Below are 14,618 nucleotides of genomic sequence, written 5' to 3'. Positions count from 1 at the left end.
AAATGGCGGTTGAAGCATCGCGCCATCGCCGACAGTCTGGAGGAAGCAGGCGAGCGCCTGTTCACCTTCACACGCCTACCGCCGAGCCAATGGCGCAGCGTACGCACGACGAATGCGATCGAGCGATTGCACGAGGAGTTCAAGCGGCGGATCAAAACTCAAACCGTGCTGCCGTCAGCGGACACTGCCGCGATGATGTTCTGGGCGTTGCTTGCCTCTGGACAGATCAGCATGCGCAAGGTCGATGGATGGCAGACCCTCGCCACAAAACCCATCGATCAGCCGATTGACCTCGCCGCCTGAAACGATACTTTCACGTTACCCGGAGAACGCGCCAAGCAAATTCCAACCGCGTTCCGGACGGCACCTACCGGAAATCCTAATCCTACGAACAATGTCTCCGCTAGCCATTCGTCAGCTGTTCCTTCTTGGGTACGACCGCCAGCGGTTCCACGAGACGAGTCGCGGATGATGATTTGGTCATGAAAATGAATTCCGCATGAGACGCTCGATAGCGCCGCACGCCAATGAAATGAGGACCATTCTTAGTCCCAAATTATGAGATTGTTGCCGTCGGAAACTCGATTGACCCTACTTGTTGATCCGGCGGCGTTTGCCTCCTGGAGTAATTCCAATACACGGTCAGCCACCGAAGCTTCTTATAAATGTCGGGTTGATAAATCGAGTCGTTTAGTTGGGCCTGGATAGTCGAGCGACAGGATGCCGCTATCTTCCAGACTCGCGGTCGCGATGCCCGACATTGAAGGATCAGCCAAGCGACGGAGGGGGCGAATATATCAACGAAGATCGGGCCGTCCTCGTCGAACCGAAGCTGGCCCTCGAGGCCTTTGGGGGAACACTCGACCGACTCTGCACAGATGTACTCAAAGTCGATGTGTGTTTGTTGGTCTACAATGATGCGTGAGTAAACGGCAATTGTACTTTCGATCTGATATGCGGCGACGAGCGCCGGCCCCAACACTACTTTGTCGGTGTGATGGAGTTTTCCTCTCGCGATGCTGCCCCGCGATAAAATCCCGTTGGCCAGCAAGTCCAAGGCAAGTTGCGTCACCGCAAACAGCAGACGCTCCAAACCAGGATCACTAGCTCTGTCAGAAATTACGATCCAATCGGAAAAGCTTTGGGCGCGGAAATCATCACCGAAGGAACTATCAAAAGCCGTTGGTATCGACCGGCTGGACATTCGCTCTAAGATGCCGACAAGCCGGCCGCCAGTCGCGGGTCATTCGCTGAACCTGTCACGATCCTCCTGAAGCCTAGAATGCCGATGAATCAACATACCGATCTGAATAGACGTGTTCGGGAGTTTCGCTGGTCATTTGAGTCCCTATTGCCCTGCTTATGCCTCCCGAACGATCGGGGAGGCCCTGTCGTATCGGCTAGGTTGGCGAACGTTAGCATCTTGGCACTGTATCATTAATCATGTATCGGCAGGATAACTGCAGCGCACCTCTCGCGCACTAAGGTTTCCCTTCGCACTTGTATTAGTGCCGTTGTTGGTGCGCGGCGTGGAGAAGCCATTTGATCGCAAATCTACGCCGACGAAACCACTGCGCAGCGATCGCGTGTCAGCTGTCGCATTGATCGCACCGTTTGCGATGTTGCCTGCTGTAAAATATTATTTGTCCTACAAATTGTGTAATGAGTTGATATATGCTGGCGCTGCAATTCTGTTTCACGGCACCGCAATTGTGTTTCGGTATTGCCAATCCTTGTTCTTGTGATACGAAGCGCTCTCATCACAAAAAAGGAGCCTATCGTGGCGAAGAGGTCGAAAGAGGCAAAAGCGAAAAAGATTGTTCGTCGCGAGTACACCAAGGCTGATGTCAAAGAACTGCGAGCGCACTCAAAAGCGAGAACGCCGGTAGCGAAAATCGCCAAGCTAACGAAGCGTACGGAAGGGTCCCTGCGGCAAAAGGCCAGGGCGCTGGGTATTCCGCTGGGACATCAGCGCTAGCCGGCGATTGGCTCCGGATAGCTCATGCCGGATTTCCAAAAGAACCTGTTAGGGTCGCCGCGTCGTTCCCATAGCTCTTCTCTTCATCCGCCTTAGAATCGATGAAGCCGGCGTTTGCACGATCGCCGCGAAGCGTATCTGCAACTGAGCTACCAATATAGAACCCCGATGACGCCGATTATTCCGGTTACTCCGCTAAACGGATAACCGGACTCTTATAGCCGGGGTTCCTACAGTCTCGGTGTCGCGACGAACTGGGTTGAGGCGGTGTAGTAGCCGACGCGCGGCTGCGTAACCTCGCCATCCTTCCACTTGCGCAGCAAGACACGTACATTTTCGACCTTCATGCCGGCTAGCTCGGCGATTGCTGCGGGCGTTTGTTCGTCGCCAGCCTCTCTGGGTGCAGAGACGATCTTCCGCCGTTCGTCAGGTGACCCTGGACTATCAGCGGTCGCGCCGCGCGGTCGGCGGGGTGCAGGCAATCGGAGAGCGCGATCGCGGTGAAGCCGTCGTGGCGGTCCCGCGGACGAGGGACCGCATCTCCAGGAGATCAGCAGCAGGTAGCCGCGTTCGCTAGCGAGCCGCCATTTACACTCAAGCTTGCCGTAGAGGACGAGCCGGACAATGTCAGAGCTGGCTCCGGTTGTCTGAACAGATTTTCCGCGTCGATAAGTGAAGCCCTCTGCCAAGGTTAAGCTGCCACGCGGAGAGGCCGCATGTTGAAGTAGGCCTGATCGGGCGTAGCGCCGTCAAGACTCGAATGCGGGCGCCGACCATTGTAAAAGTCCAGCGACGCTGGCTGCCTGCGGCCCGTCGGTCGCGGTGGCGACCGGCTCGACCCCGGAGAGGAACCGGATCAGGAAGGCGTCCAGGTCGTCCCGGCGCAAATTTGTCGGCCGCTCCGGGATCGGTGGCTTTGATGCGGGATACGATAATGCCGGCCCGGTAGAGCCGGTCGGGCTGCACCTAGGGCGCCTTGAGGTATCCCCCTGGCGGACGGAGAGTGTGGCAGCAACGGCCTCCTGAGCTACGCTGACACCTCGTACAGCATCGAACAGGCAATTTCTGTCCATGAGATCGCCGGAGCCTTCCGAGCATTCCTGCCGCCTCCAGGAGCTTTGACGCGCTTCGGGCGAGCCTGGTCTCGATCGGGAGCAGGGCGGCCACTTAGGATACTGCTCTCGCACGATCCTCGCGCATCAGCGCAGCAAATTCGCAGTGGAGCGAGTAGCACCTCTGGTCGCAGTAAGGGAGTTGCGTTCCGATCTCGCGCAGATAGCTGTTGCCGCCGATCAACTCGCAGCACAGCCTACAGAAAGTCTGCGGATAAGGCGTCCTACCATTTACCAATACGAATTTCATGTGGCACCTCCCAACGCAAAGCAATAAACGGCATCCGTGGTGTTCGCGATGCCCGGCGGTGGAGCGCAAAGATGGTTTCAGCTGTCGGGATTATCCCTGTTGCGCTCTCGCTTCTGAGACGGAATGAGAATGTATTTCCGATCCTCCCGGCGCTTCGCATAGATCTTGCCGTCGACAGATTTGATTTCGGTCGGGTAGCAATCGGCACCGTTGCAGCAGCAGAGCGCCGGGTTATCCGGCATGTGCCACGTCGAAGAGAAGTTCTCATGCAGGAGTTGGTCCCGCGGAGGATGGTGGCGATGGGCGGCGTGACCATTCTCCTGCGCCTGGCCAGCAAGTCCAAATAGGAGAGCTCGAGAGGAGCTTGCAAAAGAGCTTCAAGGCACAATCTGCTTGCTAGCAACTGCTGAACGGCGCGCAACCTCAGTTGTTTTAGGCTCCGTGAAATCCGAACAGCCATCGGCGATCGCGCTCCCGACGCGCCTTGAACCGATCCAGACATTTCCTGGAGCACAGCGCAGTGCGCCACGAGTAATATCGGATCAGGCCAAACTTCCCGCCGCAGACGGCGCAGCACTTCGCTGAAGGCTGGTGAGAGCATTGGGAGCTATCGCACATCTTTATCTCCTGTGGGTCTCGCGTCGGTGGTAGATTCCCGGGATTTCTGGTTAGCCGTCGCAGCGCGCGCACAAATGAAGTGCGGCTACGGGCTCATAGTGATGGGCGATGTCATGCAGCAAATACGGCAGCGGAAGCAGAGCTTGACTGTCATATACGGCCTCCCAGGGCAAAACAGCGGCTTCTTCTCCGTCGCGCTCGTCCCACGTGCGGACCGCTGGGATTGTCGCGATTGCGCCGATCGTCCCTGCAACCGTCGGGCGATCGATTTTTTTGATTGGCCCAAGGCTAGGTCAATCGCAACGGAAGGCTCAATTGTACGGAGGTAAGCGAGCGCCATGACAAGGGATAGAAGCGCCATACGAAGGTTTAGCTGCTCTCACGCTGAGCCATAGGCATTTGCGCCCCACTCTTCGCAACGAGACGGCGTATTGACGGCGGACCGCGCGGTGACCGCCAGTCCATCGTCCGGAGGCGGATGGCGCGCCGCTCAGCGAACAGGCGCAGAGTAGCCAATCTGGGACGGGCTGGCGCCAGTCGCCGAACGCATTGCCGATCTTATTCCAAAGTGCCCTACCTCCCGTCAAGGCAGAGAGCCGGGATCTGCGATGAAGCCTTGGAAGGCAAAGGTCAGATGTCCTTCAAGCGAAGCCTTGGGCGCATGGCGCGCCGTATAAATGTGCCAGTCGGCCGTAAGAGGATGCAGTGCCTGGTACCGATCGCCGAAAGTCGCAGGGTAACCGAGACAGGCAACTGGTAGCGTCGACCCGTCCACCATGCAAAGAATAATCGTGCTCTCACCTGAACGTCCGGGGCAATGCAGAGCACAAGTTGCTGAGCGGAGAATATTTCACGGACCAACCGACCAACGGTCGCGGAGGTTCGATTGGAGAGGCACGCTCGGTTCTAGTCGACATGGCGCCTGCACCGGAATGCGGCTCGGTCGGAACAGGCGGCTCCGCTACACCCCGCTAAATGCAGCGAACGCCTTCATGGCCTCGCTCCGCGGCTGCATGGCCATCGCCTGCTCAGGAGGGCGCTGCGCCTGGAAAATGCCAACGGAGCGTCGTCCCCGCCGACGCGATGGAGTTGGTTTCTGCGGTAGCCTGCGATGTGGTGTCCAATCATCAGAGAGGTGCAGATCGGTTTCCGGTACACCGGAACGTAGTCCACGTGCTGGAATGGACGATGATGGACATGCGAAATTCCCATGTCCGAGCACTGGTCTCGCAATGGCTTATTTGACAAATTGTGTCGCACAAGTTGCCTCGCCGGTCGACGCGAGTGCGAGGACGAGGAAGGAAAGCTTGGAAACTTGCTATCCTCGCGAACGTCGCTTCGACGCTCCCGCTGCCGTCACCTGCCACGGCGTTGCGTTCAGCTGCAGCGGCGACGCCTACAGAGATCCTGGTGATTAGAAAGGGAAACTCGTCAGTCGTCCAAATCTTAGCAGCACAGCCCTTGTCGAACAGACTCGCGCAAGGACGAGCTCAACGAAGCTTAGACATATGGACGCGCGACGTGACGGCGACCTCCGTTTTCTTCTCGCGCTCAAGGCTATCAATTTCGAGCTAAGACGATCAATCCGTTGGCGGGGATCACCATCTCGGCCGACGTGGGCATTCCGTGCAGGGGCGGCCCAGCCGCAAGTACGCCACCGCCGTTACCGGCGACAATCGGGTTGACCCAGTTGTCGTAGACGTCGCTGTTGAAGACTTCGTGCCAGATCCCCTCATGAGGAAGCCCGAGCCGGTAGCCGAAGTAGGTGGTCTCCGACAGACTCGTCACGACAACTACGTCGTCACCTAGGTCCTCGAGCCAGCGATGGAAAGCGAGCACCCTGGTGGGATTGTGGCAATGGAAGATATTGATGCGTCCACGACGCAGCGCTCGCAGGCGCCGGCGCAGCGCAATCAGCTCGCGCGTGAAGCGCAAATGATTGCTCATCGCTCGATCGTGATCCAGCCCGTCCCACCAGATCCTATGGTTCGGATCGTGAGGAGAGTCGCTCCAGAGTTTATCCTCGAGAAACTCTTGCCCCATGAACAACATAGGCACGCCGGGGCCGGTGAGCAGAATGCCATTGGCGACCCGGGCGCGCGAGCGCGCGTACCATGAGCGCGCGTCGGACGGATCGCAGATATGGGCGATGCGCGGTTTCTGATCCTTCGGTTCGTGGTTCGTCAACAGTACGTCATGATTCTCAAGCATCTGCACGGCGCGCCAAGCGCCGTCGAACCCAGCCGGTGGCATGAGCGCATCGCGTATCCGTTCGAGACTAATGGGCGCGAAGGCGCCATGCGAAACCTGTTCGACGACGCTGCGCACGCTGTCGCGCATGCGATCGGACCAAACCATGTCGAAGCCGGCGCCGCCGCTGCTGCTCGGCCGGATCACCCAGTCCGGACCTGGATTCCAGAACTCGGCGATCTGGACGGCTGATGGCTTTGCTGTCCTCACGGTGCTGGTCAAGTCTTGGCAGAAGTACCAGCCGCCGAACCTGTCGATCACGCTCACTTCATCATATCGGAAGCCGTCGATGTGAAACTCGTGCATCATTGCCACGGCGTTATCGATCAGGAACTGGCGCACGGAGGCATTCCAGTATGCGAAAACAAGGCCGCCGGCCCAGTCACGATCAGTGAAATACAGGCTGTCGTTGTTGTTGCCCGGGCGGGCGCGATCGAAGAAATACAGACTTTCGTTGCCGAAATCTCCGCCCGCATGGTTGTAGACCACATCGAAGATTACTGCGATGCCATAGACGTGCAGAATGTCGATGAGAAGTCGGAGCTGGTCGTCGGCGCCGCGGACGTCACCGACCGAGACCGGCGCATGACCGCGGGCGGTGAGCAGTGCGTTGGCTCGATCCACATAGCGCGGCAGCTCCGGCACCGGTACACCATACTCGAACTCGGGTGAGAAATAGTCGACGCCGTTGTAGCCGAGGCTAAAAGCTGTTGGAAATTCGACGATCGGCAGCGGTTGCACGGCGGTGACCCCGAGATCCGCCAGATAGGGCACCCGATCGAGGACGTCCAGGAATTTGGCAACCCGACCCCCACGCCGATCAAGGCCGTTGGCGTCGACGGCGTAGAAGGTGCCTATGTGGAGCTGATATATGATCAGCTCCTCGTAAGCGGGCGGATGAAAGCTCGCGTCGTGCCAAGGATAACGGGCTTGATCGGAAACGACGCAGTTCCAGTCGGGTGCCACCAGCTCGCGAGCATAGGGGTCGCGTTTGTAACCCGGCCCGTCCGCTCCGACCACGTAGAACTTGTACTGTGCTCCCTCGGTCACGCCGGGAATAAAGCCGGCCCAATAGCCGTTGGCATCGCGAACAAGCCGGCAGTTCTCGTCCGTCGCGATCCAGCGGTTGAACGAGCCGGTGACGTAAACGGCACTGGCGCGGGGCGCCCAGGCGCGGAACGTCGCCCCGCCAGCCAGGAGGTTTGCGCCCATCGGGGTGTGCGGCCCCACGTGACTCATGTCAGCGGGCATGCAGCCTCCTAGTCGTAACCGCCAAACATCAAGAGGTGGATGTCACTATCAGTGGCGTTCATCATTCCGTGCAAGCCACCGGGCTTGAGCAGCACGAAATGGCCAGCCCGCAACGTGCGAAGCTCAAAGCACCGTTCGCGGTCGGGGAATTTGTACCAGTCGCCTGTCACCATGACAGCTTGTCCCTGCAGGAGGAAGAATATCTCCTGGTTATCTCGATGACGGTGTAGGCCTATGCCGCAATTGTTCTTGAGAATGTGCAGGTCGATATAGTCGATCGCCAAGAAGCCCTCGCGGCGTTCGCCCTCAGACTTACGACCCATGGAATCGAACTGCCACGGTTCAACAATGCGGCCCAGCTCGCCGCTTCCGGCAAAACCGAAATAGTTCGACATGAGGTTGCGGTAGTGCAGGACGCCCACGCCCCCATGTGGATTGGCGCTGATCCCGGCCTTCAGATAGGAATTCCAGCCGCGCAGCATCATGTTGAACTCATAGTGGTAATTGCTGCCACCATTGGAATCCCAGTTCTGGCCGCTCTCATCCGCCCAAGCCAGCTCGATGCGCGCTGGCAGAAGCGGATGCATCAGGCAGTCGGGCGAAACGGTACGTATGTCCATGTCGTCCTTGTTCTCGCGATCGAAGTCGCTGCGCTGCCCGAGGATAAGGTCGGGACGCGTGATGAGCTCCCCACTGTCGAGCGAGGAGAGCGCGATTGTGTCGCCACCAGCGGAAAAGACTGCCCGGAGGTCACTGCCGTGATCTCCCCACAGCTCGATCTCATATCGATCGGTCGCCTCGTTATAGGGAACGGTGATCAGACCGCCGGCGTCGCGACCGTTGACCTTCAGGAACAGAAGGATACTGCGACCGGGCAGGCGTCCCATTGCCTCTGCGAGCTTGGAGTCGGGGCCCGCCCGGTAAGATAGTTTGAGGAACGGGATAACGCGGTCCGGCACCGGCTCAAACGCTTCGAGATCCTTCCACGCGCGCGCCGTTACCCAACCACGGAGCAAATAGGTGTCTGTGACCAGGAAGTCGCGCACGTTCTGCTTCTGGAAGTCGGTTTTATTGTCCTGCCGGCTTGGATCGAGGATGTCCGCATCGGCGCCCTGCGGTCCGGCGAGGTCGAGATGGCTGAACGGCACCAATGCGTGCAGATGGTCAGTGAGATAGAAATGCCGCTCGGCGGCGAGATGATGCGCCTCTGCAACGGCCAACAGCTTCATCATAGGATTGCGGCTGTTGTAGTTAGGGGTCTGACCGGGCGGCATCCGCAGCACGGTATCAGCGGCGATGAGGGGCGGCATGCGAGATCTGCCCAATCAGGAGGAGTGATAGCCGAACGCAACGAATTTGAGCGGGGCGGCGTTGCCTTTCGGGTTGCGCACGCCATGAATGCCACCGCTCTTGGTGAATAGTGTAATGCCAGGACGGACCGGGATTTCGCGGCACGGCTTAGGGCCGAGCCCGTAGATGTCCGGCATCGGCTCGACAAGAGGATACCGAGCATCTACAGCCGGATCATCCCCGTCGCCCAGATAGGCAATGCCCTCGCCCTCAATGAAATAGTAGAGCTCTTCGGATCCGACATGCTGGTGTGTTCCCTCGACCGCCCCAGGCGGCAACTCGACCTCGTGAAAGTACACGATGGTGCCGCCGAGCTCGCGCTGGATGAGCCAGCGCATCCCCATAACGTTCTTGCCGCCGTCGAACATGCCGGGAGCAGGCGGATCGCCGCGGAAGTAGTCGGCGCTGGTCGGCTCCATCATTGCGTTCTGATAGAACACGGGTGCTACCTCCCGAGCATCCCGGATCCAGCCGCGCTGGAACGAGACGACGTAGTTCTCATCACGGATGGTATTTTCGTCCGAGTTCGGTGCGGGCTTGTTGGGCTCTTGGTGCGAGCGGGCATAGTCATTGTCCCAACCGGGATCCACGATGCGGTAGTTGAGCGGCCGATCGAGATCCGGCTCACGGAATGAGACTTGCACGCGAGTAACACCTCGGATGTCCGCGAGTGCTAGCTTGAAGCCCGGGATGGCGGTGATCGGCTTGTGCAGCCCCATCTGGTCGAGCACCTTGAATGAGTGCGATACGGTCGGCGGCGGCTCCAGGGTTTCCCAGATCTCGACCTGGTAGGCGTTGACATACCGGTCGAAGAACATCTTGAGGTAGCGCTTGAGGCCGCGCTCCAGGTCGGGATTCGCGTGGCTGATCTCGACCCACGCAAGAACCTCATCGCCGAGCAGGCGCCCGCGCTCGCGCGCCTGCTCGGCAAGCCGCCCGGCGCGATACTCGATCCGCAACGCATTGCACAGGAATTTGCCATCCAGGTAGACCTCGCATTTGAGCACGATGAAATCGGCGCGGCCCCGCACCTCCAACACGTTGTACTGATAACGCGGACTGCGCGTCGCGTTCAGGTATTGGGCGTGATAGATGCGGTCGGGGAAGAAGACGATCTTGAAAACCTGATTCCATGGCGCGGTCACGTTGGCGTTGAACGCCGGCGCCGCAGCGGCGCCTCGAGCTGGAGTCGGAATAACGGCATCCGCATCGATCAAATCGAACCGGGGATCCATAGCGCTAAATCCTGGTCAGCAGGTGGTCTGCCACCCGGAACGCGTTCGCCTCGATGGTGAGGGTCGGATTGGCGCCGCCGGATGTTGGCATAAAGGCTCCATCGGTCACGTAGAGATTATCGAACTCCCAGGCCCGGCAATGCGGATCCAGGACCGAGTCGTTTGGGTCGCTGCCAAAGCGCGCCCCACCGAGAATGTGGTTGGCCATGCGGGCGAGCGCGTTCTCCGCCATGTAGATCGAGCCTTGTCCCTGGATCGGATAGTCGTGGCCGACAGGATCGCCGCCGTAGCGCAGCACGTCTCCGCACTGCTTCGCCATCACATCCATCAGATAGCGGTCATGTTCATGCCAGCCCTTAATCACATAAGCGACCGGACGGCCCCACTTGTCCTTGATCTCTGGATGCAGCTCGATGCGATTATCAAACTGGGGCACTTGGTTGGCCATGAAGCTGATCGATAGGCCACGGCCGAACTCGGCATCGAGGAAGTCGATGAATCGGTCGCCGCGCATGTCGGTAGCGCCCATAAAGCCGTTCCACAAAGTATCGAGATCCTGGCTGCCGTAGGTGCGGAACAACGATAATGGCAGGGCCTGGTCGGAAGTGTTGTTGTAGATGGCCGCGCCTGCCCAGAGGCCGTTCTCCTCCAGGAATTCCTCGGTGGCGCAGCAATCGGTCGCCCAGTCCGCGTCGAGCGCCTTCGACTTGTCGAAGCGTTTGGGCATCAAAGCTCGCGCTCCGCCGAAGCAATGAGTGAGGAAATAGCGTCCCAGCAGCGGATTGCGATTAATGCGCCGGTCGAACTCGGCATCGGCCATCGCCGACAATTTGAGCAGGCGCACGCTTTCGATAGCCGAGCAGGCCACCACCACGATGTTTGCCTTGATGAACCGCTCAAAGCCGCCGGGGTCAAGCAGTCGAACCCCGGTTACCCTGGCGCCGTCACTGACGACGTGGGTGACGACACAATTCGGCCAAATGGCAAAATTCGGCTTGTCCTTGATGGGGCTCAGCAGCGCCACCCAGGTGCTGGACTTCAGTCCGAGCGGGTCGCCGTAGCGGTTGACGTAGCTAGTCTTGGCGGCTTCCGGATCGGGCTCGCCCTTCGCGTTGCGCGGAATCCGCCGACCGCTCGAGGGATGGTCCTCGGTGATGACCGCGAGCGGCGTGCGATAGGGCGCAATGCTGGGACCGACGCGCCTGCCGAGCTCGACCATGCCATCATGCGCATAGCTGCTGATCGGATTGGGCGCCAGCGGCCTTTGATATTTGACGGCGCTGAACGGCTTCTGCTGATTCTCGCGCGTGCCGTTGATGCCCACCATCTCCTCGGCCATGACGTAATAGGGTTCGAGCACTGCATAGTCGATCGGCCAGTCGCGCGCTTCGCGCTGGATGTCACCGTTTGAATCGTGGACGATCGGCTTGCGGCGATTGCCGTTGAAGCTTTTCAGCCTGAGGTCGGTCGGAGTAAAGCGCAGCGACACGGCACCGTATAGTTGGGTGCCACCACCGACCACCTGGGCAGTGTAGCCCTCGATCGTGCCGTAGTCGCGGCCGTCCGGTCCCTTGTAGATGTGCGGCTCATCATTGATATCGGGCTCGACATGGCTGCTGTAATAGGACACGCCGGTATTGGCGAGGCCAGGTAAGCGCAGGATCTTCTCAGTGCTCGATGCATAGATCTCATCGCGCCGGAAGTCGCTGCGCTCGCCCGAGATCTCGTAGTGCGGCCGCAGCAGTGGTCCCTTTTCGATTACGAGGACGTTGCGGCCTGCTTGGACGAGACGGTTGGCGATCGGAGCGCCGCCCGCGCCGCTGCCGACCACGATCACATCGAACGAGTCCTGCATCTCCTAGGTCCTCATCGCAGGCGACGGCACAAGCGCGTTATCGATAATAGGCGCTGGTACCAACGGGGCTCTCGATCGCCGGCCGCCAGTCGAACAGCGTGCCTGCCGCCGGATCGGAATAGCGCTCGGACAAGTAGGCCCACCCAGCGGCGCCGACATTGCCTGCGTATTTCGGGTGAGCGAACGCCGCCGTCACCGCGTGCCGGCGTAGTATGTAGAGAAAGAAAGAGGGATTGCTGTATTCGTCGTAGTTCCAGCCCGGGATCGGGTTGTCGCCGCTGCCATGGCTTTTCGCCATGTTCTCGTATAATTCGACGAAATCCTGCGCCGGCATGTCGGCGGGCTCGAGGAGCGCGTTTTGCCGACGCAGCGCGCGGTCGATCTGACGCAGGCACAGCCGGTAGTCAGTCAGCCGGTGCGCTTCCTCGCGCGCCAAGAACTTATCGATGGCGTTGACCTCACCGACAGACTCGTCCAGCCTGAAGGCCTTGGGCATGTCGGTCTTGCGTTGCTCCCGGTTAAGGCCGAAATAGTAGCGCCTCAGGAAATTCTCCGCCTCCTTACCGCGAAACGGCAAGATTTGCTCGACCAGTCGATAGAGCAGACGTATTTCCCAGGGTTCGAGCACAAGTGGCTGCAGGTAGCCATCGGTGAAGAAGCGTGACCAGAGCCTTCCATTGCCTAAGGTGACACGCTGCGGGTTAACGGGGTCGAGAACGTAGCGACCGTTTACCACGTATTTGTAGGTATGCACCTGTGCCTTCGGTATGCCGAGCGAAACGGCCCGGTAGCCGGTGTCTTCACCCTCGAACCGTACCGGTGCGAGAGAGATAGGGCGATAGAGCTCACCGAACGTCCCGAGGACCTGCACTTGGCGCGGGTCGCCGGGGCATGTCTTGTACACAAAAGTTACGAGGTTCAAATCCGGGTCGGCGTCGGTATCACGCATGAAACCGATGATCGGAAACCGCCAAGCCTCGGGGATTCTTGCGCGGAAGCTCTCAGCCCCGGCCTCATCTCCGGGATCCGGCGGCGAGCCGGCGCGCGAAAGGTACTTCGTGCAGTGATTGAGCACGTATTCGCCACCTGGCTCACAAATACTTACAGCCATGGCCGATGTCCGTGCCGGGTTGTTCGGCACATAGAACGGAAATCTACGTAGAACAGCTTGTCAGAGCAAACCGAGGTTGTCTACGAAAAAAACACTCGCGGTCCCGTCTTCTGCCAATGTATACTAACTACACCCGCTCTCGTGGGCAGAGTAACGAACAGACCATTGCGCTCTGTCATAAATATTTGCTCGATCACTGCGGGAATTAGAAGTAGGCGCTGCCAAGATCTACAACATACCGGCAACTTGGTGCGGTCACCACTGCAATCGCGTTTCTAGCGGAATGCGCCAGCTTTCGTCATTCGGCGCTCCTGGCAGAGGCAGTTATTTGCGGCAAGTGACGCAAAGCTTCTTCCGGCCGCTTCGACATGCTCATGGGCTCATTCGAATAGGAAGAGAAGTGCCCGTTGGCACATGTGGGCGTGCGGGGGCCGATCTTGAGAGGGAAGTTGACCAAACAGTTGAGAATAGCTCCACTCACACCCGAGTACCGGGGGAGGTCATGCAGCACTTCACGGTTAGTATTTTCGCTGGGGTCTTATTTCCGGTTCTCCCTATACTTGCGGAGTTTGGGCTTACCAATAAAGTGAAACCGGAGACCTTAACCCTAACTGCGGTCGTCTATGCGGCCGCCATTGGTCTCGTCTCTCGTAATCAGGCCATACTCATATCAAGCCTTTTCTGCTCGACGGTATGTGCCGTGATTTATGGCGCGGCTGAGAGCGGGCTTCAGTCCAGTGTGTTCTTTATCAAGCACGGCCCCACCATAACGGCCGGGACCATATACTTCTATTCGGCCTGCTATATCGTGGAACGCTTTGGGCGTCACTGCATCGAGTACGAACCGTTCTTGGAGTTTTAAGCATGGCTAGCGATGTTCCTGTTCTGACATTCTATTTCAGGCTCGTGCCGCAGCAACGCTTCGTTCCTTTGGCCGTTGGTGCGGCAGTGGGTCTTATTTTCTTTGCCGTCTGGAGTAGCATCACAATCGGCAAGGCCATTGGGCTAAACGACATTGTCTCTCTGGAAGTCACTACCGCCGTAATGCTCGCCGGAATTGTTCCGGTAATGCTCGTCGTCGGGGAAGTGACGAACAAGGCGCAAGCTCAGCTCGAACTTGCAAGGCTTTTAGTCCCGCTCTCGCCGGAAGACCGTAAAGCATTTGATGCGCTTGTTATTGGCGGACGCGTCCAAGGCATGTTCGGACAAAAGCCACAGCATGAGTTCGACAATGATGCTGGGCGAAAACTTATAGAATTCCTAGAACATAGTCGATTGGGTGAAATGGCCGCACACGCGCTATTCCAACGGTCCTCCCGCGGCCGAGCGCAATACTTACAAACTGCTTTGGCACTGGCGGACTTGTCATCTCGCGGCGAATTTGCGTAGGGCCGCAAACCGGTTGCGCGTCCGCTCCTGTGCAAATCGTCCATGCCCCGGCAGAGCTGAGTGCCTTCCGGGGGGCGTCGATGTCCCGCTATCAGCGAGTAGCCGGTGGCAAAGCGTTCAGCCGCGATTGATGATCGTTAGCGGCTAGTACCCGGAATCAGAGCTGAGTGATACGGCGCCCTGTGAAGCGGCGTTGACGGACCTTTTTCTTGGTCCAGA

Annotated in this window: 11 protein-coding genes; 5 read left to right on the top strand and 6 right to left on the bottom strand. The window is 58.8% G+C overall.

The features are described from left to right. On the top strand, positions 1 to 303 hold a 303-nt coding region (locus tag AC5ZG5_RS44095), incomplete at its 5' end, for a transposase (protein WP_496165538.1). Between the two features lie 253 nt (positions 304 to 556). Here the strand turns inward: AC5ZG5_RS44095 and AC5ZG5_RS44090 are convergent. Then, positions 557 to 1,204: a hypothetical protein gene (locus AC5ZG5_RS44090; RefSeq protein WP_456646911.1), complete on the bottom strand. Its 648-nt coding sequence runs from the start codon at positions 1,202 to 1,204 to the stop codon at positions 557 to 559. Positions 1,205 to 1,780: 576 nt separating this feature from the next. Here AC5ZG5_RS44090 and AC5ZG5_RS44085 point away from each other — a divergent pair. Continuing rightward, positions 1,781 to 1,978: a hypothetical protein gene (locus AC5ZG5_RS44085; RefSeq protein WP_456646912.1), complete on the top strand. Its 198-nt coding sequence runs from the start codon at positions 1,781 to 1,783 to the stop codon at positions 1,976 to 1,978. A 1,433-nt stretch (positions 1,979 to 3,411) separates the two neighbouring features. Beyond that, positions 3,412 to 3,687, top strand: coding sequence for a hypothetical protein (locus AC5ZG5_RS44080; RefSeq protein WP_456646913.1), 276 nt, complete (start codon positions 3,412 to 3,414; stop codon positions 3,685 to 3,687). Positions 3,688 to 5,518: 1,831 nt separating this feature from the next. Here the strand turns inward: AC5ZG5_RS44080 and AC5ZG5_RS44075 are convergent. From AC5ZG5_RS44075 to AC5ZG5_RS44055, 5 genes are read right to left on the bottom strand one after another with little or no spacing between them, the layout of a single operon-like run. Next, entirely contained in the window at positions 5,519 to 7,459 is a 1,941-nt protein-coding gene (locus tag AC5ZG5_RS44075; protein ID WP_456646914.1) for an alpha amylase C-terminal domain-containing protein, read from the bottom strand. A gap of 8 nt (positions 7,460 to 7,467) precedes the next feature. Further along, positions 7,468 to 8,769 (bottom strand): cupin domain-containing protein, encoded by a 1,302-nt coding sequence (locus AC5ZG5_RS44070; RefSeq protein ID WP_456646915.1) that lies wholly within the window; start codon positions 8,767 to 8,769, stop codon positions 7,468 to 7,470. A gap of 15 nt (positions 8,770 to 8,784) precedes the next feature. Next, entirely contained in the window at positions 8,785 to 10,044 is a 1,260-nt protein-coding gene (locus tag AC5ZG5_RS44065; RefSeq protein ID WP_456646916.1) for a cupin domain-containing protein, read from the bottom strand. Between the two features lie 4 nt (positions 10,045 to 10,048). Then, on the bottom strand, positions 10,049 to 11,899 hold the full coding sequence (locus tag AC5ZG5_RS44060; protein ID WP_456646917.1) for a GMC family oxidoreductase: 1,851 nt from the start codon (positions 11,897 to 11,899) through the stop codon (positions 10,049 to 10,051). Between the two features lie 37 nt (positions 11,900 to 11,936). Further along, a complete protein-coding gene (locus AC5ZG5_RS44055; protein WP_456646918.1) occupies positions 11,937 to 13,010 on the bottom strand; it encodes a gluconate 2-dehydrogenase subunit 3 family protein in 1,074 nt (357 codons plus the stop codon). A 502-nt stretch (positions 13,011 to 13,512) separates the two neighbouring features. Here AC5ZG5_RS44055 and AC5ZG5_RS44050 point away from each other — a divergent pair. Continuing rightward, positions 13,513 to 13,872 carry a hypothetical protein gene (locus AC5ZG5_RS44050; protein ID WP_456646919.1) on the top strand — a complete coding sequence of 120 codons (360 nt, stop codon included), beginning with the start codon at positions 13,513 to 13,515 and terminating at the stop codon, positions 13,870 to 13,872. Between the two features lie 2 nt (positions 13,873 to 13,874). Further along, on the top strand, positions 13,875 to 14,399 hold the full coding sequence (locus AC5ZG5_RS44045) for a hypothetical protein (protein ID WP_456646920.1): 525 nt from the start codon (positions 13,875 to 13,877) through the stop codon (positions 14,397 to 14,399). Positions 14,400 to 14,618 lie beyond the last annotated feature (219 nt).

Source organism: Bradyrhizobium sp. Ses1 (assembly GCF_059512365.1).
This window is presented reverse-complemented; position numbering and strand designations above follow the sequence as displayed.

Bases quoted from the DNA above. Each gene is read 5' to 3' on its own strand.
- AC5ZG5_RS44050 (WP_456646919.1), top strand. From the start codon at position 13,513: ATGCAGCACTTCACGGTTAGTATTTTCGCTGGGGTCTTATTTCCGGTT.
- AC5ZG5_RS44065 (WP_456646916.1), bottom strand. From the start codon at position 10,044: ATGGATCCCCGGTTCGATTTGATCGATGCGGATGCCGTTATTCCGACT.
- AC5ZG5_RS44075 (WP_456646914.1), bottom strand. From the start codon at position 7,459: ATGCCCGCTGACATGAGTCACGTGGGGCCGCACACCCCGATGGGCGCA.
- AC5ZG5_RS44080 (WP_456646913.1), top strand. From the start codon at position 3,412: ATGGTTTCAGCTGTCGGGATTATCCCTGTTGCGCTCTCGCTTCTGAGA.
- AC5ZG5_RS44060 (WP_456646917.1), bottom strand. From the start codon at position 11,899: ATGCAGGACTCGTTCGATGTGATCGTGGTCGGCAGCGGCGCGGGCGGC.
- AC5ZG5_RS44090 (WP_456646911.1), bottom strand. From the start codon at position 1,204: ATGTCCAGCCGGTCGATACCAACGGCTTTTGATAGTTCCTTCGGTGAT.
- AC5ZG5_RS44045 (WP_456646920.1), top strand. From the start codon at position 13,875: ATGGCTAGCGATGTTCCTGTTCTGACATTCTATTTCAGGCTCGTGCCG.
- AC5ZG5_RS44070 (WP_456646915.1), bottom strand. From the start codon at position 8,769: ATGCCGCCCCTCATCGCCGCTGATACCGTGCTGCGGATGCCGCCCGGT.
- AC5ZG5_RS44055 (WP_456646918.1), bottom strand. From the start codon at position 13,010: ATGGCTGTAAGTATTTGTGAGCCAGGTGGCGAATACGTGCTCAATCAC.